Genomic DNA, 19,249 nt, shown 5'->3' with positions numbered 1-19,249 from the left:
TTCACGGTTCTACCAACTCGCGTGCCCGGCGACATCTTCCCTGCCGGTCAGGCCCGGCCTAGCCGGCGGGCCGGCGGGACGGGACGAGAGCCAGGTGTAGGCCGTGTCCGCGTGGAACTCCGCCCGGCCGGAGCGGAAGAGCAGGCCGGCCGTCGCGAAGGCCGGGTCGTCGGCCGTGGCGGTCAGGTAGGGGATGGCCACGCAGTGCATGCCGGCCGCATGGGCTGCCCGGGCGCCGGGCGCCGCGTCCTCGAGGACCACGCAGTCAGCCGGGTCCGCGCCGAGGCGGCGGGCCGCCTCGAGGAACACGTCGGGGGCGGGCTTCCCGTGCGCCACCTCCTCGGCGGAGACCGCGGTGCTCAGCAGCGCGTCCAGGCCCGTCCCGGCCAGCACGGCGTCGATCGCCTCGCGCGAGGACCCGGAGGCCACCGCCATCGGGACACCCTCCGCGGACAGCCGCTCCACGAACTTCCGCATCTCGGGGAAAACCTCGGTCCCGGTCCGGGCCAGCTCCAGGTAGGCGGCGTTCTGCTCGGCCAGCAGCTGTTCCACCGGGGCCTGGATCCCGTACCGGTCCTTGAGGATCTCCAGCGTCTCCAGGGTGCCGATGCCGATGAAGCGGGAGTGCTGCTCCCAGGTGAAATCGGGGACGCCGTGCCGGGCCAGGGTGCGCCGCCCGGACTCGTAGTAGTTCGGCTCGCTGTCCACGAGGGTGCCGTCGAGATCGAATATGACGGAAATCATCCGCTCTGCCCGTCCTGCCGGTCGTGTGCCCGTCCCGGTCATCTTGTCAGGGTTTGCGCGCCGCCCGTCCCACGGACTCCACCAGCGGCAGCAGCCGGTGCGCCACGCGCTCGCGCAGCGCCACCTCCGTACGGGTGCGGACCACGCCCGGGAGCCGGATCAGCCGCTGGATCACGTCCTCCAGGTGCGCGTTGTCCCGGGCCGCCACACGGGTCAGCAGGTCCCCGCCGCCGGTGATCGAAAAGGCCTCGATGATCTCGGGTACGGCGGCCAGCGCCTCGCCGACCTCGTCCAGGTGCCCCTGCGTGACCTCGATGTGCACGAAGGCCAGCACGGGATGCCCGAGCGCCGCGGGGGAGAGCACGGGACCGGTCCCGGTGATCACCCCGGTGCGTTCCAGCCGGTCCAGCCGGGCCTGCAGGGTGCCGCGCGCGACCCCGAGGAGCCGGGCGTACTCGCGGACGCTGGTGCGCGGCTGCTCGATCAGCAGGCGCAGGATCCGGGTGTCGAGCTCGTCCACCGCCATGCCGCGACTGTACCAATGGCCCAGTGCAGTGCCCTTCCGGCCGACCGGTGCATCCGCAGGCAGCGATCCGCCGGAATCCCGTACGGGCACACGTCTAGGAGCGGAGACAGCGATGACGACCACGACCGGTCTGCACTGCCTGGTCACCGGTGCCACCGGCTACATCGGCGGCCGCCTGGTGCCCGAGCTGCTCGATGCCGGGCACCGCGTCCGGTGCCTGGCCCGGTCCCCCGAGAAGCTGCGCGACCACCCCTGGGCCGGGCGCACGGAGGTCGTCCGCGGCGACGCCACCGACGCCCGGTCCGTCGCGGCGGCCCTGCGCGGCATCGACGTCGCCTATTACCTCGTCCACGCACTCGGCGCCGGATCCGGATTCGAGGACCGTGACCGCACCGCCGCGCGCGTCTTCGCCGAACAGGCCCGCGCGGCCGGCGTCCGCCGCATCGTCTACCTGGGCGGGCTCACCCCCGCCGGAATCCCGGTCCGCGACCTGTCCCCGCACCTGCGCTCCCGCGCCGAGGTCGGCGAGATCCTCCTCGCCTCCGGCGTGCCGGCCACCGTCCTGCGCGCCGCCGTCATCATCGGCTCCGGCTCGGCCTCCTTCGAAATGCTGCGCTACCTGACCGAACGGCTGCCGGTCATGGTCACCCCCAGCTGGGTCGGCACCCGCGTCCAGCCCGTCGCCGTCCGCGACGTCCTGCGCTACCTCGTCGGCAGCGCCGTCATGCCGCCCGAGGTGAACCGGGCCTTCGACATCGGCGGCCCCGACGTGGTCACGTACGAGGAGATGATGCGCCGCTACGCCGTCGTGGCGCAGCTGCCGCCGCGGTTCATCCTGCGCGTCCCGATGCTGACGCCGCGGCTGTCCAGCCAGTGGATCGGCCTGGTCACCCCCGTACCGCCCGCGCTGGCCCGGCCGCTCGCCGAATCCCTGCGCCACGAGGTGGTGTGCGCCGAACACGACATCGCGCGGTACGTCCCCGATCCGCCCGGCGCCCCGATCGGACTCGACCAGGCCGTGTCCCTGGCCCTCCAGCGGGTGCGCGAGGCGAACGTGACCACCCGCTGGTCCTCCGCCGGGGTGCCGGGCGCCCCCAGCGACCCCCTGCCCACCGATCCCGACTGGGCGGGCGGCAGCCTCTACACCGACGAGCGCGAGCGCGCGGTCGATGCCTCGCCCGCCGCGCTGTGGCGGGTGATGGAGGGCATCGGAGGGGAGAACGGCTGGTACTCCTTCCCGCCGGCCTGGGCCGTACGGGGCTGGCTGGACCGGCTCGTCGGCGGGGTCGGCATCCGGCGCGGCCGCCGTGACGCGGCCCGGCTGCGCGTGGGGGACTCCCTGGACTTCTGGCGGGTGGAGGAGATCGAGCCCGGCCGCCTGCTGCGCCTGCGCGCCGAAATGCGGTTGCCGGGCCTCGCCTGGCTGGAGCTCCGCGCGGACCCGCCGCCGGCTGCGGAACCGGGAGCCGACGCCGTGCCGGGGCAGGGGGCCACGTACCGGCAGCGGGCGCTGTTCCATCCGCACGGGCTGCTCGGACACCTCTACTGGTGGAGCGTGTCGCCCTTCCACGCCCTCGTGTTCGGCGGCATGGCCCGCAACATCACCCGCACCGCACGCCGCCTGGATGACGAGGCCGCCGCATCCGGCGGAGCCCCAACGGGCGAAGGAGGGGACGACGAGCGTCCCCCCGGCCCCGATGCGGAGCGAGCGAAGCCATGAACGTCGCGGTGGTCCTGTACACCTCCGACCTGCGCCTGCACGACCATCCGCCGCTGCGCGCGGCCCTCTCCTCCTGCGACCGGGTGGTGCCGCTCTTCGTCCGCGACCGGGCCGTCGACGCGGCCGGCTTCGCCGCGCCCAACCGGCTCGCCTTCCTCGCCGACTGCCTGGCCGACCTCGACGCCGGACTGCGCGAGCGCGGCGGCCGCCTGGTGCTGCGTTCCGGCGACGCGGTCGCCGAGGTGTGCGCCCTCGTCCACGAGTGCGACGCCGACGAGGTCCACATGGCCGCCGGGGTCAGCGGGTACGCCCAGGCCCGCGAGGAACGGCTGCGCGCCGCCCTCGAAGCCGAGGGCGTACGGCTCTACGTGCACGAGGCGGTCATCACGGCCGTCGCCCCCGGGGCCGTGCTCCCCGCCGGCTCGGACCACTTCGCCGTCTTCACCCCGTACTTCCGCCGCTGGAGCGACCTGCCGCCCCGCGCCGTCGCCCCCGCCCCGCGCTCCGTCCGGGTGCCCGACGGCATCGGCTCCGACCCGCTGCCCCGGCGCGGGGCCGTCACCGGCGTCTCCCCGGGCCTCGCCCGCGGTGGCGAGCGCGAGGCCCGCGACCTCCTCAGGCGCTGGCTGCGCGCGGGGCTCTCCCGCTACGAGGACGCCCACGACGACCTGGCCGGCGACGCCACCTCCCGGCTCTCCCCGCACCTCCACTTCGGCACCCTCTCGCCCACCGAGGCCGTCCACCGGGCCCGCGCTGCCGCCGGTGGCCCCGGCGCCGCGGCCTTCGTCCGGCAGATCTGCTGGCGCGACTTCCACCACCAGGTGCTCGCGGCCCGCCCCGAGACCGCCGTACGGGACTACCGCGACCGCCGGGACCACTGGCGCACCGGGGCGGCCGCCGAGGAGGAGACCGAGGCCTGGAAGGAGGGCCGCACCGGCTACCCGGTGGTCGACGCAGCCATGCGCCAGCTGCGCCACGAGGGCTGGATGCACAACCGGGGCCGGCTGCTCACCGCCAGCTTCCTCACCAAGACCCTGTACGTGGACTGGCGGATCGGGGCCCGGTACTTCCTGGACCTCCTCGTGGACGGGGACCTCGCCGACAACCAGCTCAACTGGCAGTGGGTGGCCGGTACGGGCACCGACACCCGGCCCAACCGGGTCCTCAACCCCGTCCGCCAGGGCCTGCGTCACGACCCGGCCGGCCGCTACGTGCACCGCTGGGTGCCGGAGCTCGCCGGGCTGGACGCCCCGCAGGTGCACGAACCCTGGCGGCTGCCCGCGCCCGAGCGGGCCCGCTACGCCTACCCCGACCGGATCGTGGAACTCGCCGACGGGCTCGACCGGTTCCGGCGCGGACGCGGAGCCGCGTGAGCGCCCGGCGCCGGCCCCGGAGCCCTATCGTGAGCGGGTGGACCGCGTACCCCGGACACCACCGCAGCCCCGGCCCGCCGCCGCGCTGAGCACCGGCGCGGTCGCCCGCCGCCTCGGGGTCTCGCCGACCACGCTGCGCTCCTGGGAGCGCCGCTACGCGATCGGCCCGGCCCGCCGCGAGGCCGGCCGGCACCGCCGCTGGACCCCGCGGGACATCGCCCGGCTGGAGCTGATGTGCCGGCTCACCGCCGACGGGGTCCCGCCGGCCGAGGCGGCCCGGGCAGCCCTCGGCGGCGGCGACGAGCCCCCTGCCGGGGCAGCGGCACCCGCGCCGACCCCCGGCGGGACGGGCGCCCTTCCGCTCGGGGCGGTCCGCCCGGAGTGCCGGGGGCTCTCGCGGGCCGCCGTACGCCTGGACGCGCCGACCGTCGCGGAACTGCTGGAGGCGGCCCTGGCCGAGCACGGGCCGGTCACCGCCTGGGAGGAGGTCATCGCGCCGACCCTGCACGCCGTGGGCCGCAAATGGGCCACCGCCGGGGAGCGTTACGTCGAGGTCGAACACCTGCTGTCCTGGCAGATCTCCGCGGCGCTGCACCGGATCCGGCCCGCGCCCGAGCCGCCCCGGACCCCGCCCGTACTCCTCGCCTGCGTCCCCGGCGAGCAGCACAGCCTGCCGATCGAGGCCCTCACCGCGGTCCTCGGCCAACGGGGTCTGCCCGCCCGGATGTTCGGGGCCGCCCTGCCCGCCGAGGCCCTGCACGACGCCGTGCGGCGCACCGGACCGAGGGCCGTCGTGCTGTGGGCGCAGTCCCGTACGACCGCCGACCCGGCCCTGGCCCGGTCGGTGGCCGGCATCGAGTGGGGCCTGCGGGGTGCCCGCAGCCGTCCGGTGCTGCTGCTCGCCGGACCCGGCTGGAGCACGGAAGCGCCGGCCCCGCGCACCGAGCGGCTGTACGGGCTGCGCTCGGGCCTCGCGGTCATCGAGTCGCTCGCGCCGCCGCGGGCAGCGACCGGCGCAGCTGGTGCAGGGCCCTTCGCATATGGCTCTTGACGGTGCCCAGCGGCAGGCCGGTGCGGTCCGCGATCTGCGTCTGGGTCAGGTCCCCGTAGAAGGCGAGGCGCAGCACCCGCTGCTGTTCGAACGGCAGCCTGGCCAGCTCCCCGAGGACCAGTACCCGGTCCAGGACCTGCTCCGACTCCTGCCGCGGCAGGCTCCCGGGACGGTCGGCCCGACCGGGGGCGGCGCGTGCGGCGGCCGCGGCCGCCCGGGCCCGCCGGGTCCGCGCCTCCAGCGCGTCGGCCACCTTGTGCCGGGTGATGCCGGTGATCCAGGCGCCGAGGCCGCCCGGTCCGGGCCGGTAGCGGCGCCGGCCGTGCCAGGCGGCGAGGAACACCTGCTGGGTGACGTCCTCGGCCTCCCGCTCGTCGCCCAGGCAGCGGTGCGCGAGCGAGTGGACCAGAGGCCGCCAGCGCCGGTAGACCGTCTCCATGCAGCGCTCGTCGCCCGCTGCGAAGCCCGCTGCGATGCACTCGTCGCTTCCGTCCATGGCCCGAGCCTCGCCACCCACGCCCGGCCGGGGCCACTCGCAGCGTTTTCGCATCGATTCTGCGGGGCCGGAGGTTCAGCGCGTGTGCAGCCGGGGCCGGGGCAGATACGTCAGCGCCACCGCCGGCACCAGCGCGCCCGGCGGCATCAGCAGCCAGTTCACCGGCCGGCCGGCCCGCACCAGCAGCGCCCCCGCCAGCCCGCCGGCGAACGTCGCGAGGACGGCCACGGCCCTGCGTGCCCAGGCCGCCGTCCCCGTACCCGAGCGCGCTGTCCTGCCCCAGGGCCGAACCGCCGAGGAAGGAGGTCATGGAGCGGGTGACCAGCGTGGTCGGCAACCCCGGCAGGTTCACCCGCAGGCTCGTGACGTTGCGCATCCCCATCGACACGGCCAGGACCGCCGCCACCGCCATGTGCCGCCCGGTCGGTTCCCCGTAGCACGGCGCCAGGCCCCAGCCGGCGCCCGCCGCGACCAGGAGCAGCCCCGCCTCGATCGCCAGGCCGATCACCAGCCAGCGCCGCCCGAGGGCCTCCGAAGCCGCTTCCAGCCGGGCTCCGCACACCGCCCCGACGGCGAAGGCGGCCAGCGAGACCGCGGGCGCCAGAGCGAGCAGGTTCTCCTGCCGGGCGGTCCCGAACGCCAGGAACAGGACGTTCCCGGTCTGCATCGCCGTGAACACCGGGCCGAGCGCGAGCAGGCTGACCGCCTCGATCATTCCGGTCACGACCGTCAGCACGACCAACAGCACGAGCAACGGCGGCGGCAGCAACGGGTGCGCGCTCACGTCCATGACGCCCGACAGTGACATGCCGCCCGGATACCCCGGCGCCGACATGCCGGAGGGCTTATGGTCCGAAGAATGAGCGACCTGCTGCTGGTGAGGCACGGCGAGACGGAATGGAGCGCCACGGGGCGGCACACCGGGCGGACCGACGTGCCCCTGACCGCCGCCGGCGTCGAGGAGGCCTTCTCGCTGGCCCCCTACTTCCGCGGCCGGCACTTCGCGCTGGTGCTGACCAGCCCGCTGCGGCGGGCCGTCACCACGGCCCGACTCGCCGGACTGAGCGGCGGCGTCACCGACCCGGACCTGCACGAATGGGACTACGGCGGCTACGAGGGCGTCACCACGGCCGAGATCGAGCGGACCCGGCCGCACTGGTCCCTGTGGACCGACGGCGTCCCGCCCGGCGACCCGGAACACCCCGGCGAGAGCGCGGCCCAGGTCGGCGCCCGCGCGGACCGCGCCCTGGCCCGGGCGGCCGCGGTCCTCGCCGAGGACCGCGGCGACGCCGTCCTCGTCGCCCACGGCCACTTCCTGCGCGTCCTCACCGCCCGCTACCTGGGCCTGCCTCCGCAGGACGGCAGGCTCTTCCTGCTGCGCACCGGCACGGTCAGTGTCCTGTCTACCGAACACGGCCTCCCGGTGATCGCAGGCTGGAACACCCGCCCCTGAGGACCTGTCCCCAGGTCCCGCGGCCGTCCGCGTGGGATTCTGAAACCGTGCGAGCCCCTGGGGAACTCGAACGGGACCTCCGGACGGGCACCGGCCCGGTGCCGGCGGCCGCACGACGGGCCGTCCGGACCACGATCGCCGCCTGCGGCGGCTTCTACCTGTTCCTGTACGGACTCGACCGGCCCGTCAGCGCCACCTACGCACTCTTCGGCGCCGTCTCGCTGGCCGGCCTCTCCAGGATCCCCGGCACGGGACGGCAGCGGGCCGCCGTGATGGTCAGGCTGCTACCGGTGGCCTGTGTCCTGGTGACCCTGGGCACCTTCCTCGCCGTCCGGACCTGGAGCGCCGTCCTCGGCATGGCCGTCATCGGCTTCTGCGTGGCCTTCTCTGCGGCGGCAGGACCCCGGCCCGCGGGCGCCGCGGCCGGGCTGCAACTGCTGTACATCCTGCCGAGCTTCCCGCCGTACGCCCCGCACACCCTCGACGAGCGGCTCGGCGGCACCCTCACCGGCCTCCTGCTGCTGATCCTGGCCGAGGCGTGGGTGCTGCCCGACCCGCGGGTGCCGACGTACGCCGAGCGGGCCGCGGGCTCCGTGGCCGAGGCGGCCCGCTGCGCCGCCGCCCTGGAACGGCCGCCCTACGTCCTGACCGATTCCGCTTCCGACCGGGCCCGGGCGGCCGCCGAGGCACTGCGGTCCTCCCGGGTCCCGGAGGCGGAACGCCCCGCCGGGCCGGGCCTGCGCGAGCGGGCCCTGGCCCACACCGGGCTGGCCGCACGCACCCTGCTCTCCCGGCTCCGCAACCTGCCCCCACCGCCGGCCGGACGGGAGCCGAGACAGGCCGGACTCGACCTGCTGGGCGCGGTCCGCGAATCGGCGACCGGAACCTCCACACTGCTGCGCGACGGACGGCGGCCCGTTGTGGACTCGACGGAACTGCTCCGCCTGCGCGCCCGGAACTCGCGCACCCCCGCGGACCTGCCCGAGTCCCGCCGCCGGCAGGCCGCTCTCCTGGAGGTCGCAGACGCCGCGGTGGCGCTGCGCACGGCAGCGGAGATCGCCGTGGAGGGGAGGGGAGCGCACCCGGAGGGGGACGCGGCGGGCCGGTTCTGGTACGTCCGGCAGAACACCGTGCAGCTGTGGTGGCACCGGATCGCCGCTCACACCGGGCCGCGGTCCGTGCACTTCCAGAACGCCGTACGGATCGCGCTGGCCCTCGCGGTGGCCCGTACCGTGGCCGGACTCGACTCCCTTCCGCACGGGTTCTGGGCGATGCTCGCGGTCATCAGCCTCACCCGGACCACTGCCGTGCAGACCCGCGGAACCGTACGCACCGCGCTGATCGGCACCTGCCTGGGCGCGCTCGCCGCCGGTACGGTGCTCGCCCTGACCGGCGGGGAGACCCTGGTGTACGCGATCGTGCTCCCGCCGCTGATGCTGTTCACGTTCACCATCGGGCCCGTGCGGGGCGTGGGCTGGGCGCAGGCGCTGTTCACACTGGTCGTCGCCGTCGTCTTCGCCCAGCTGTCCGCGGTCACCTGGCAGCTGGCCGAGGTCCGCTTCCTCGACGTGACCATCGGGAGCGCGATCGGGATCGTGTGCGGGATCCTGGCCTGGCCGCGCGGGGCCCACGACGAACTCGGCCGGGCGGTGGCCGGGCTGCTGCGCGCCTGCGCGGACGACGTCGAGTCGACCACCGCCGTCGCCACGGCGCCCCGGGGGCTCGCACAGACCCCGCAGGACGCGGAGCACCGGGTCCGGATCACGCTGGTCATGGCCGAGTCCGCGTACGCCCAGTACCAGAGCGAGACGCAGCGCCCGGCCGGGCCGGGCCCGGACTGGCAGGCCACGGTGATGACCGGGCACCACGTGCTCTGGGGCGCCGGGAGGGTCCTGGGCAGCGTGGACGGGACGCCGCTCGCGCGCAGCGAGGCGGCGGAGCTCGGGGACTACGCCGCCCGCGTGGCGGCCGGACTGCGCCGGGCGGCGGGGGCGGCCGACGCCCCGCACAAGACCCGTGACAGCACCCGTTCGAGCGGGACCGGCACGCCGGGCGGTCCGGGGGCCGGGGGATCCGGTGTGCCGGCCGCGCCCGGGTCCGCCGAGGCGGCGCCGCCCGACGCGGGGCCCGTCTACTTCGCCACGACGGCCTGGCTCGACTCGCTGACGGCGGACCTCCGGATCATCGAGTCGGGCCGCGCCGCGGCGGCACCCCACGGGCCGGTGTGATCCCGAAGCCCGCCGTTTCCCGGCCGCGCGCCCGGGCAGGAACTCCACGGCGTCCGTCCGGGACCGGACGGGCGGCGGGAAGCGCGAACCGAGGACGAGGGCGAGGGACGCCGATGAGTGGCGGCAAGTCCGCGGCGGAGGTGTTCGACGAGGTCGGAGTACGGTACGAGGAGGTGTTCGGGCGGGTTCCCGGGCAGCTCGCCGCACTGGAATGGCTCACCGGCCGGCTCGCCCCCGGCGCCCGTGTGCTGGACGTGGGCAGCGGTACGGGCCGCCCGGCCGCCGAGGCGCTCGCGCGGGCGGGCTGCGCGGTGACCGGCATCGACGTCTCGGCGCACATGGTCGACCTCGCGCGCTCCCGGGTGCCGCAGGCGCGGTTCGAGCAGGCCGACGTCCGGACGTACGCGGCCGCGGCGGGCGGCTTCGACGCGGTGTGCTCCTTCTTCCCGCTGCTGGTGATGTCCCAGCGGGAGGTGGCGGCGACGCTGGAGCGGATGGCCTCGTGGGTGGTGCCCGGCGGGTACTTCGTGATGGCCACCGTGCCGGGCGACATCAGCGATCTCGACATCGTGTGGATGGGGCACCAGGTCACCGTCAGCAGCCTGTCCACGGCCGAGCACCTGCGGCTGCTGGGTGCGGCCGGGCTCGAGGTGCTGGAGCACCACACCGCGCTGTTCCGGCCCGGGGCCGAGGCCGCCGCGGGGTCCGCGGGAGCCGCCGAGGCGGCCGAGCCCGAGGAACACCTCTTCTGCTACGCCCGCCGCCCCGCCTGAGCCCCTGCTGGTCCGTTGGCCGCGGGTGGCCGAAATCCGGACCTCAGAACTGCGCCAATGGCCCAGTGATCCGGGGCTGAGTTGAGCCAGTGGGCCTTCGGATGCTTATCTGTGTCGTATCCATGTACTTACGGCGCCGCGCAGCGCCGGGCGGCAACGAGGCCGGTCCGGAGCGCGGTGCCTTCGTCGTGCCCGCCTGCCGCCCACCACCCCCGGGCGGCCGCCGGGACGGCGCGCACCACCTCGAGGGGGGCGGCACACCGCCGTGAAGAGAATGTTCGTGGCTCCGGATCCGGGGCGCCTGAGACTGAGGAACTCCCTGCGGGCCGTGCTCGGCGTCGGGCTCGCCGTCGCCGTGGCCGAGCTGTGCGGCCTCTCCCTCACCGCCTCCATCACCGGGGGACTCGCGGCCCTGCTCACCCTGTTCACCGTGCTCGACCCGACCGTGCGGGCCCAGCGCGTGACCAGCGCCCTGCTCCCCGTCGCCGGTTTCCCCGTCCTCGCGCTGGCCACCACCCTGCACGGGGTGCCGCTCGCCCGGGACGCCGCCTTCCTCGCGGTCGTGTTCGCCGGGGTCTACGCCCGCCGCTGGGGGCCGCGCGGGCACGCCCTCGGGATCTTCGGCTTCATGATGTTCTTCGTCACCCAGTTCCTGCACGCCGTCCCCGGCCAGCTGCCCGAGCTGTACGCCGCCGTCGGACTGGCGCTGCTCTCCGCCGGCGCGGTGCGGTTCCTGCTGTGGCCCATCGAGCGGCGCACCCCGCCGCCCGCCGCCCCGCCCGGCCTGCCCGGCACCGGGCTCGCCCGGCCGACCACGCGGCAGGCCTTCCAGGCCACCGCCGCCTGCGCCTTCGCCCTCGGTATCGGCCAGGCGCTCTCCGACGACCGCTGGTACTGGGCCGTCGGCACCGCCTGGTGGATCTTCGTCAACACGGCCTCCCGGGGCGAGACCCTCGTCCGCGGGTTCCGCCGGGTCCTCGGCACGGTCGTCGGCATCGCCGCCGGGCTGCTGATCGCCGTACCGCTGCACGGCGCGCCCGCCCCCACCGCCGCACTGGTCGCCGTGTGCGTCTTCGGGATCTTCTACACCGCGGCCCCCTCGTACTCCTGGATGATGTTCTTCGTCACCGTCATGGCCGGGCTGCTGTACGGGCTCCTCGGCGTCCTGCACCCCGGGCTGCTGGTCCTGCGCTTCCAGGAGACCGCGATCGGCGCGCTGGGCGCCGCCCTCGCCGTGGTGCTCGTCCTCCCGGTGACCACGCACGCCGCCAACGAAGCCTGGATCCAGCGGGCCCTGCACTGCGTACGGGCCTCCACCGCGGCCTCCCTCGACCGCTTGGCCGGGGACCCGGACGCCGATCCCGCCCCGCACGCTGCCGAACTCGAACTGCTGCTGGGCCGCGTACGGATGGCGCTCGCGCCCCTCGTCCACCCGCTGAGCCCGCTGCGCGCCCGCAAGGCCCGGGCCCGGCAGGTCCTCGGGCTGCTCGACGACTGCGCCCGGGAGGTGCGCGGCCTGGTGGCCGTCGCCGCCGATCCGCAGGCCTCGCACGACGCCCGACTGGCCGCGGCCTGCTGGCGGGTGGAGGCCGCCGTGGAGGCGCTGACCACTCCGCAGGCCACGACGGGACCCGCCGTTCCCAGCAGTCACCCCCGGCCCGCCGCCGCGGAACCGGCCCTCGCGCACCTGCACGGCTTGGAGCACGCCCTCGTGGCCCTCCACGCCCCGCTGCGCACCGACCCGCGCTCGCCCCTCGTCATCAGCGCCTGATACCGGCCGGACGACGGCCCGGCCGCCATAGGGCCGGGCCCTCGGTCCCGCATGATTTCCGAGGTCAGAGACCTGATGACGGCGGATCCTACGCCCTGTCAGCCCCGCTCCGCAGGGCAACGGCCCGAAGACCACTCAGTGGAGTGTTCCGGACGCGCGTGCCGTATGCCGCTGACCTGCGGCATGTACAACGGGTGATTGTTGATTGCACATTCATCCGGCACGTACAGGGTGGATCTGGTCGGACAGGGGGTAACCGCCCGGGATGGAAATACTTCAACAGCGCTCGACCACAGCCCAAGTGTGGGAAGCGGCCGAGGAGTTCATCCGACTCTTCCACCGGGAGAATCCGCAGGCCGGTGATCCCCGGGCCCGGCTCGCCGCCGTGCGGGCCGAGCTCGCGGAGAGCGGAAGCTACCGGCACACCCCGCAGGAGCTCGTCCACGGGGCCCGTGTCGCCTGGCGCAACAGTAACCGCTGCATAGGCAGGCTGTACTGGAACTCGCTGCGCGTGCGCGACCGTCGCGAGCTCACCGCGGCCGACGACATCGCCGCCGAGTGCTTCGAGCACCTGCGCGACGCGACCAACGGGGGCCGCGTCAGACCGACCATCACCGTCTTCGCCCCGGACACCCCGGACCGCCCGGGCCCGCTGATCTGGAGCGAACAGCTCGTCCGGTACGCCGGCTACGGCGACCACCACTCCGTGACCGTGGGCGATGCCCGCAACGCACCCCTCACCAGCGCGCTGCTCGCCCTCGGCTGGGCCGGGGGCGCCGGAACCCCCTTCGACCTGCTGCCGCTCGTGGTCCAGGGCGTCGACGACAAGCCCCGCTGGTTCGACACTCCCGCCGACGCCGTGCTGGAGGTCCCGATCGAGCACCCCGACGACGCGAGCTGGGCAGACTGGGGACTGCGCTGGCACGCGGTACCCGCCATCTCCAACATGTGCCTGGAGATCGGCGGCATCCACTACCCGGCCGCGCCGTTCAACGGCTGGTACATGGGAACCGAGATCGGCGCCCGCAACCTCGCGGACACCGACCGGTACAACCTCCTCCCCGCCGTCGCCCGGCGGCTGGGCCTGGACACCTCCAGCGACCGCTCGCTGTGGAAGGACCGCGCGCTCGTCGAGCTCAACCGGGCCGTTCTGCACTCCTACGACCGGGCGGGCGTCACCATCGCGGACCACCACACCGAATCGCGGCGCTTCCTGAGCCACATAGAGCGCGAGGAGCGCAAGGGGCGCGACGTGGGCGCCGACTGGTCGTGGATCGTGCCCCCGATCTCGGGATCCGCCACAGCGGTCTTCCACCGCACGTACGACGACCGGCCGAGCTCGACGGCGTACGTACACCACCCCGGCGCACAGGAACGCGCCCGAGGACGGGATCTGGTCTAGACCTTCTGTTACCGTCGGCTCCGCACGGATCGATCCGGAACGGTGGAGAGGGGCATCCCGTGGGCGACGCGGACGGTACCGAGGGCACGTACGAAAGAGCCCGGAGCGGCGGACACCGGGTCCACATCGGCTCGTTCACCTCGGCAGGCGGCCGCGGCATCACCACCGCGGCCGTGGACCCCGCGACCGGTGCGCTGACCCTGCTCTCCGTCACCGATGCGGTCGCGGACCCCTCGTACCTCACCGTCGACCGGGCCACCGGCGTGCTCTACGCCGTGAGCGAGACGGAGCAGGGTGCGGCCGCCGCCTTCCGGCCCAGCCCCGAGGGCCTCACCGCCTTCGGCCCGGCCGTCCGCGTCGGCGGCTCCGGACCGACCCATCTCAGCGTGGCCGGGCGCCGGCTGCTGACCGCCAACTACACCTCCGGCAGCGTCAGCAGCATCCCGCTCGCCCCGGACGGCGCCCTGTCCGGGCCCCCCGCGGTCCTCGCCCACCGGGGCTCCGGGCCCGACACGAGCCGCCAGGAACGGCCGCACGCCCACCAGGTGCTGCCCGATCCGAGCGGCCGCTGGGTGCTCAGCGTGGACCTCGGCACCGATTCGGTCCGTATCTGCGCACCGGACCAGACCGCCGGGGCGCTGCGCCTGCACGGCGAGACCGCGCTGCGCGCCGGGACGGGGCCGCGCCACCTGGCCTTCCACCCGGACGGCGAGGCGGTCTACGTCCTGCACGAGCTGGAGCCACAGCTGACCGTCTGCCGCTGGAATCCGGTCTCCGGGCAACTGGAACCGGTCGACGAGGTTCCGATCGCCTCTGCGGGCGCTCCAGGAGGCGTACGGGCCTATCCCTCGGCCGTGGTGGCCTCGCCCGACGGCCGGTTCGTCTGGGCCGCGGTCCGCGGAGCCGACACCATCGCCACCCTCTCGCTCGCCGACGCGGCCGCGAAACCGCGGCTCACGGGCAGCGTGGACTGCGGAGGCAGCTGGCCGCGGGACCTCGCCGCCGAACCCGGGGGGCGCCGGCTGTACGTGGCCAACGAACGCTCCGGGGACGTCACCTGGTTCGACGTCGACCCGCTGACCGGGCAGCCGCGCCGGGCCGGCTCGGTGGCGGTTCCCGCCGCCACTTGCGTGGTCTTCGGCTGACCACGGCCACCCGTGTGCGCACGGCCGAGGGCCCGCGCCCCGGCAAGAATCCGGGGCGCGGGCCCTCGTACGAGCGGTCCTGGGAAGGATCAGTGGGCAGCGGCGCCCTGGGAGAGGCCGAGCGCCGCGGAGTACTGGGTGACGACGAGCTTGCCGAGCGCCGAGTAGGCACCGAGTACCTCGGAGGCGGCGCAGTCGGCCTCCTTGCACGCCGTGTCCAGCAGCCCCTCGGCGGCTTCCGGACCGATCAGGTAGGGGGCCAGCGCGAGCTGCGTGGAGCCCTCGCTGCGCAGCTGCTCGGCGACCGCGGCCACCGAGCCCTCCTGGTCGAGCGCGGCGGCCTTGACGGGCACCGCGAGGCGGGCGGCCAGCAGCATGCCGGTGACACCCGCGACCTGGACGGCCTCCGCGCCGCCGGTGGTGGCCACGATGATGCCGTCGGCGGCGGTGGTGACGGTGAACAGCCGCGCGCGGTCGGCGCGGGCCAGGCCCGCCTCGGAGAGCCGCACGTGCAGGCCCTCGGCGAGCAGCGGGTGCGGGCCGAGCACCTCGGCCAGCTCGGCGGCGGCCGAGGAGTCCATGACGGCCTGGCGCATCCGGCGCAGCAGGTCGGCGTCGGGGCCGGCCAGCAGCGGGACGACCACGGCATCCGGGCCGGTCGGCGCGGGTACCTCGTGGCCGGCGGCGCGGGCGAACTCCGCGCGCGCGACGCGCTCGGCCGCGACCGCGGTCAGCACGTCGGCGAGGGCCGGGAACTCGGAGCCCTCGGCGTCGTCACCCTCGAGGAAGCCGATGCGGGCGTCCAGGCCCGGCAGCTCGGAGCGGCCGATGCTGATGATCTCTTCCGCCAGCCCCCGCGAGGCGGCCGAAGGGGCACCGGGCACGGCGAGCACCAGCGCGGGCGCGCCCTCGGGCGCCACCGCGGGCTCGGGTCGGCGGTGCCGTCCGGCAGGGCGGGGTCGCGGCATTCGTACGGGCAGGCCATTTGCGGGCCCAGTGGGGGAGCTCATGGCGCCGCATGCTACTGGCTTATCGGAACCGAGTGTTCGGGCAGGGCCTCATCGGGCGGCTTCTGTCCGTATTTATCCGTTGAATGTCGTATACCGTTCAACGGATAAATCAACTGGCGGAGGGGAGCCGCCAGTCCACCGGCTGTGCTCCCTGGCGGACCAGCAGGTCGTTCGTCCGGCTGAACGGCCTGGATCCGAAGAACCCGTTCGCCGCGGACATGGGGGAGGGGTGGACGGACTCCACGGCCGGCAACTCGCCCAGCAGCGGCCGCAGATTGCGGGCGTCCCGGCCCCACAGCACCGACACGAGGGGCTTCCCGCGCGCGGCCAGCGCCCGGATGGCCTGCTCGGTGACGGCCTCCCAGCCCTTGCCGCGATGGCCCCCGGTCTTGCGCGGGGCGGTGGTCAGCGCGCGGTTCAGCAGCAGCACCCCCTGCCGCGTCCACGGGGTGAGGTCCCCGTTCGCCGGCCGGGCCACCCCGAGGTCCGCGTACAGCTCGCGGAAGATGTTGTCCAGGCTGGGCGGCCACGGGCTGACGTCGGGAGCGACCGAGAAGGACAGGCCCATCGCGTGCCCCGGGGTGGGGTACGGGTCCTGGCCGACGATCAGCACCTTCACGTCGTCGAAGGGCTGCTGGAAGGCGCGCAGTACGTTCGCCCCGGCCGGCAGGTACGTCCTCCCCGCCGCGATCTCGGAGCGAAGGAAGTCGCCCATCGCGGCGATCTGCGTCGCCACCGGCTCCAGAGCCCGGGCCCAGCCCGGCTCGACGATCTCGTTCAACGGTCGTGCTGCCACGGGGAGTCACTCTACTGGCCCATTCAGTGAGCCAGCACCGCCGCCCGTACGCACAGCACGTCCGGCAGGTGCTCGGCCAGCAACTGCCAGCTGTCCCCGTCGTCGTGGCTGGCGTACAGCTCGCCGTTGCGGTTGCCGAAGTAGACCCCCGCCGGGTCCGCGTCGTCCGTGCACAGGGCGTCCCGCAGCACCGTCCCGTAGTGGTCCCCGGCCGGCAGCCCGCGCGTGAGCGGCTCCCAGGTGGCGCCCGCGTCCTGCGTACGGAAGACGCGGCAGCGGTGCTCCGCCGGGACCCGGTCGGAGTCGGCGTTGAGCGGGAAGACGTACGCGGTGTCCGGCCGGTGCGGGTGCGCGGCCACCGCGAAGCCGAAGTCGGAGGGCAGGCCCGCGCCGATGTCGGTCCACCGGGCCCCGGCGTCGTCGCTGCGGTACACGCCCCAGTGGTTCTGCAGGTACAGCCGCTTCCGGTTGCCGGCATCCTGGGCGACCTTGTGCACGCACTGGCCGAACTCCGGATGCGGATCCGGCAGGAACACCGCCGAGACCCCATGGTTGGACGGGGCCCAGCCGGCGCCGCCGTCCAGGGTGCGGAACACCCCGGCGGTGGAGACCGCCACCGTCACCGCGTCGGGGTCGGCGGGGTCCGTCAGCACCGTGTGCAGGCCCTCACCGCCGCCGCCCGGCACCCAGCTCTTGCGGCTCGGGTGCTCCCACAGCGGGCGGACCAGCTCGAAGGACTTCCCGCGGTCCGTCGAGCGGAACAGCGCGGCCGGCTCCGTCCCCGCGTAGACCACGTCCGGCGCCTCCGGGCCGGCCGGATGCAGCTGCCAGACCCGCTCCAGCGAGGCTCCGGTGTCCTTCGGGAACTTCACGGCGGGCTCCGCGGGCTCCTGCCAGCTCGCCCCCAGGTCGTCGGAGCTGAACACGGACGGCCCCCAGTGCGAGCTGTCCCCGCCGACGAGCAGCCGGGGTACCGGCCGCCGCCGGTCGACCGCGACGGCGTAGACGGCCTGGGCGTTGAAATGCGGCCCGTTCAGCTCCCAGGGGCCGCCGCCCCGCCTGCGGCCGATGAAGAGGCCCTTGCGGGTCCCTGCGAGCAGGAGCACCTCGGACATGGTCGACACCTCCGGACTGCGCCGTCACGGTCGGGCTGAACTTCTTTCCAGCCAGTCTGCACCCGCCCGCCGGCAGCGGCGGGGCAGCCGCTCCGCTGCGCTGACCAGCCGGTCGCCATCGATCAACAGGCGTATCCAAAGGGTGGCTACTTGATCGTAGGAGTCCGAAAGGGGTTGACTTCCACCTCTGCCACCGCACGAGAGGCACTACGTGGCCACCGAGCACCTTTCGCCGCTCGACCTCGCCTTCTGGCGGATCGAATCCGCCACCCATCCCATGCACCTCGGCGCCCTCGCGGTCTTCGAAGCCGCCCCGCAGCACCCGGGCTCCGATTCCGCCGCCGGTCCCGGCCGGGGACCCGACCCCGCGGTCCGTGCCGCCGCACTGCTCACCGCCCGCTGCACCGCCGTCCCCGGCCTGCGCCGCCGCATTCACGACGTGCTGCTGCCGATCGGCGCGGCCGCCTGGTCGCCCGACGCGGACTTCGATCCGGCCCGGCACGTCTTCCTCGTCCGCACCGGCGACCCGCAGGCCGCCGCCGGGCCCCTCATGGCGCGGCCGCTGGACCGCAGCCGCCCGCCCTGGGAGGCGCACGTCCTGGCCGGACCCGATCCGGGATCGTTCGCGGTGCTCTTCAAGTTCCACCACGCCCTCGCCGACGGGCTCGGCGCCCTCGCGCTGGCGGCCATGCTCTTCGACGAGGGCCCGGCCATACGGGGTCCCGCGCGGCCGGCCCCCGTACCGCAGCCCGGCGGCTCCGCCCTGCGCAGCCTTCCCGGCGTCCTGGCCGCCCGGGTCCAGGACGTCGGCCAGGCCCTGGAGATCGGCGCGTCCGTCGCCCGCGCCGGCCTGCCCCTCGGCGTCCCGGCCGCCCTGACGGCCGTCCCGGCGCAGACCGGCACCCGCGCGGTCGCGGGCCTCGCGCTCGACCTCGACGACGTCAACCGCATCCGGAAGGTCGCCGGAGGCACCGTCAACGACGTCCTGATCGCCATGGTCGCGGGCGCCCTGCGGCGCTGGCTGGTGGGCCGCGGCGACCCCGAGCCGGAGGGGCCCGGGCCGCGCGCCCTGATACCGGTCTCCCGTCGCCGGCCGGGCGGCGCGCAGTACGGCAACCGGCTCTCGGGCTACCTGCTCCGGCTGCCCCTCGCCGAGCCGGACCCGCTGCTGCGCCTGCACCGGGTGCGGACCGGCATGGACCGCAACAAGGAGGCCGGACCCGCCCGCGGCGCCGGGGCCGTCGCGCTGCTGGCCGACCACGTCCACCCGCTCGGCCACCGGCTCGGCGGCCCGCTGGTCGCGCAGGCGGCCCGGCTGCTCTTCGACATCCTGGTCACCAGCGTCCCGCTGCCCAGCTTCACCTTCTCCCTCGGCGGCAGCCGGGTCCGGGAGGTCTATCCGCTCGCCCCGCTCGCCCGCGGCCACTCACTCGCGGTCGCGGTCTCCACGTACAAGGGCACGGTCCACTACGGCCTGGTCGCCGATGCGGCGGCGGTGCCGGACCTGGCGGCCCTGGCCGAGGCGCTGCACGCCGAGCTCGACGAGCTTGTACGAGAAGTCTCGTAGTACGAGAAGGTTCGTAGTACGGTGGTGCTCGTACAAGCCGCCGATCCCCGGCGTGCCCCGCCCCATCCGGAGAGTCCTT

At 74.9% G+C, this 19,249-nt stretch carries 17 protein-coding genes and 1 pseudogene; 10 read left to right on the top strand and 8 right to left on the bottom strand.

Features of this window, described 5'->3' with window-relative positions; genetic code table 11:
- Positions 1-9 precede the first annotated feature (9 nt).
- Both IF09_RS0117590 and IF09_RS0117585 read right to left on the bottom strand, forming a co-directional pair.
- On the bottom strand, positions 10-744 hold the full coding sequence (locus IF09_RS0117590) for an HAD family hydrolase (protein WP_037635233.1): 735 nt from the start codon (positions 742-744) through the stop codon (positions 10-12).
- A 46-nt stretch (positions 745-790) separates the two neighbouring features.
- A complete protein-coding gene (locus tag IF09_RS0117585; protein ID WP_030296745.1) occupies positions 791-1,270 on the bottom strand; it encodes an Lrp/AsnC family transcriptional regulator in 480 nt (159 codons plus the stop codon).
- Positions 1,271-1,382: 112 nt separating this feature from the next.
- Between IF09_RS0117585 and IF09_RS0117580 the strand changes: the two genes are divergently transcribed.
- Genes IF09_RS0117580 through IF09_RS0117570 form a run of 3 tightly spaced genes read left to right on the top strand, consistent with a single transcriptional unit; the run spans position 1,383 to position 5,414 of the window.
- The gene (locus tag IF09_RS0117580; RefSeq protein ID WP_030296743.1) at positions 1,383-2,990 is read left to right on the top strand and encodes an SDR family oxidoreductase; all 1,608 of its coding nucleotides are present in this window, start codon (positions 1,383-1,385) and stop codon (positions 2,988-2,990) included.
- Positions 2,987-4,363 (top strand): cryptochrome/photolyase family protein, encoded by a 1,377-nt coding sequence (locus IF09_RS0117575; RefSeq protein ID WP_030296741.1) that lies wholly within the window; start codon positions 2,987-2,989, stop codon positions 4,361-4,363. Before IF09_RS0117580 ends, IF09_RS0117575 begins: the two co-directional genes overlap by 4 nt.
- Positions 4,364-4,400: 37 nt before the next feature.
- The gene (locus IF09_RS0117570; protein WP_051832592.1) at positions 4,401-5,414 is read left to right on the top strand and encodes a MerR family transcriptional regulator; all 1,014 of its coding nucleotides are present in this window, start codon (positions 4,401-4,403) and stop codon (positions 5,412-5,414) included.
- Here IF09_RS0117570 and IF09_RS0117565 read toward each other — a convergent pair.
- The 3 genes and pseudogenes from IF09_RS0117565 to IF09_RS48495 all read right to left on the bottom strand — a co-directional run.
- Complete coding sequence (locus IF09_RS0117565; RefSeq protein ID WP_051832591.1) at positions 5,341-5,910, bottom strand: RNA polymerase sigma factor; 570 nt, start codon at positions 5,908-5,910, stop codon at positions 5,341-5,343. The genes IF09_RS0117570 and IF09_RS0117565 overlap by 74 nt on opposite strands.
- A gap of 75 nt (positions 5,911-5,985) precedes the next feature.
- A complete protein-coding gene (locus IF09_RS45670) occupies positions 5,986-6,138 on the bottom strand; it encodes a hypothetical protein (protein ID WP_158709996.1) in 153 nt (50 codons plus the stop codon).
- Positions 6,139-6,265: 127 nt separating this feature from the next.
- Positions 6,266-6,625: pseudogene (locus tag IF09_RS48495) on the bottom strand (DUF1275 family protein); the annotation flags it as partial.
- Positions 6,626-6,769: 144 nt separating this feature from the next.
- Between IF09_RS48495 and IF09_RS0117545 the strand changes: the two are divergent.
- The 6 genes from IF09_RS0117545 to IF09_RS0117520 all read left to right on the top strand — a co-directional run bounded on the left by IF09_RS0117545 (position 6,770) and on the right by IF09_RS0117520 (position 14,682).
- A complete protein-coding gene (locus IF09_RS0117545; protein WP_030296737.1) occupies positions 6,770-7,363 on the top strand; it encodes a histidine phosphatase family protein in 594 nt (197 codons plus the stop codon).
- A 47-nt stretch (positions 7,364-7,410) separates the two neighbouring features.
- Complete coding sequence (locus IF09_RS0117540) at positions 7,411-9,591, top strand: FUSC family protein (RefSeq protein ID WP_051832589.1); 2,181 nt, start codon at positions 7,411-7,413, stop codon at positions 9,589-9,591.
- Positions 9,592-9,704: 113 nt separating this feature from the next.
- Complete coding sequence (locus IF09_RS0117535) at positions 9,705-10,364, top strand: class I SAM-dependent methyltransferase (RefSeq protein WP_030296734.1); 660 nt, start codon at positions 9,705-9,707, stop codon at positions 10,362-10,364.
- A 274-nt stretch (positions 10,365-10,638) separates the two neighbouring features.
- Positions 10,639-12,135 (top strand): FUSC family protein, encoded by a 1,497-nt coding sequence (locus tag IF09_RS0117530; RefSeq protein ID WP_030296730.1) that lies wholly within the window; start codon positions 10,639-10,641, stop codon positions 12,133-12,135.
- Between the two features lie 265 nt (positions 12,136-12,400).
- On the top strand, positions 12,401-13,537 hold the full coding sequence (locus tag IF09_RS0117525; protein ID WP_030296728.1) for a nitric oxide synthase oxygenase: 1,137 nt from the start codon (positions 12,401-12,403) through the stop codon (positions 13,535-13,537).
- Between the two features lie 59 nt (positions 13,538-13,596).
- Positions 13,597-14,682 (top strand): lactonase family protein, encoded by a 1,086-nt coding sequence (locus IF09_RS0117520; protein WP_051832587.1) that lies wholly within the window; start codon positions 13,597-13,599, stop codon positions 14,680-14,682.
- Between the two features lie 89 nt (positions 14,683-14,771).
- On the opposite strand, the gene IF09_RS0117515 is transcribed toward IF09_RS0117520, so the two are convergent.
- From IF09_RS0117515 to IF09_RS0117505, 3 genes are all read right to left on the bottom strand, one after another.
- Complete coding sequence (locus IF09_RS0117515) at positions 14,772-15,692, bottom strand: sirohydrochlorin chelatase (protein WP_078613310.1); 921 nt, start codon at positions 15,690-15,692, stop codon at positions 14,772-14,774.
- Between the two features lie 109 nt (positions 15,693-15,801).
- The gene (locus IF09_RS0117510) at positions 15,802-16,488 is read right to left on the bottom strand and encodes a uracil-DNA glycosylase (protein ID WP_030296723.1); all 687 of its coding nucleotides are present in this window, start codon (positions 16,486-16,488) and stop codon (positions 15,802-15,804) included.
- A gap of 23 nt (positions 16,489-16,511) precedes the next feature.
- Positions 16,512-17,603 (bottom strand): WD40/YVTN/BNR-like repeat-containing protein, encoded by a 1,092-nt coding sequence (locus IF09_RS0117505; RefSeq protein ID WP_030296722.1) that lies wholly within the window; start codon positions 17,601-17,603, stop codon positions 16,512-16,514.
- Positions 17,604-17,814: 211 nt separating this feature from the next.
- Here IF09_RS0117505 and IF09_RS0117500 point away from each other — a divergent pair, with 211 nt between their 5' ends.
- Positions 17,815-19,170: a wax ester/triacylglycerol synthase family O-acyltransferase gene (locus tag IF09_RS0117500; protein WP_030296720.1), complete on the top strand. Its 1,356-nt coding sequence runs from the start codon at positions 17,815-17,817 to the stop codon at positions 19,168-19,170.
- Positions 19,171-19,249 lie beyond the last annotated feature (79 nt).

The sequence above is a fragment of the Streptomyces katrae genome (genome assembly GCF_000717655.1).
GTDB classification, from domain to species: domain Bacteria; phylum Actinomycetota; class Actinomycetes; order Streptomycetales; family Streptomycetaceae; genus Streptomyces; species Streptomyces katrae_B.
The sequence above is the reverse complement of the archived record's forward strand: the minus strand, read 5'-3'. Positions and strand labels throughout refer to the sequence as shown.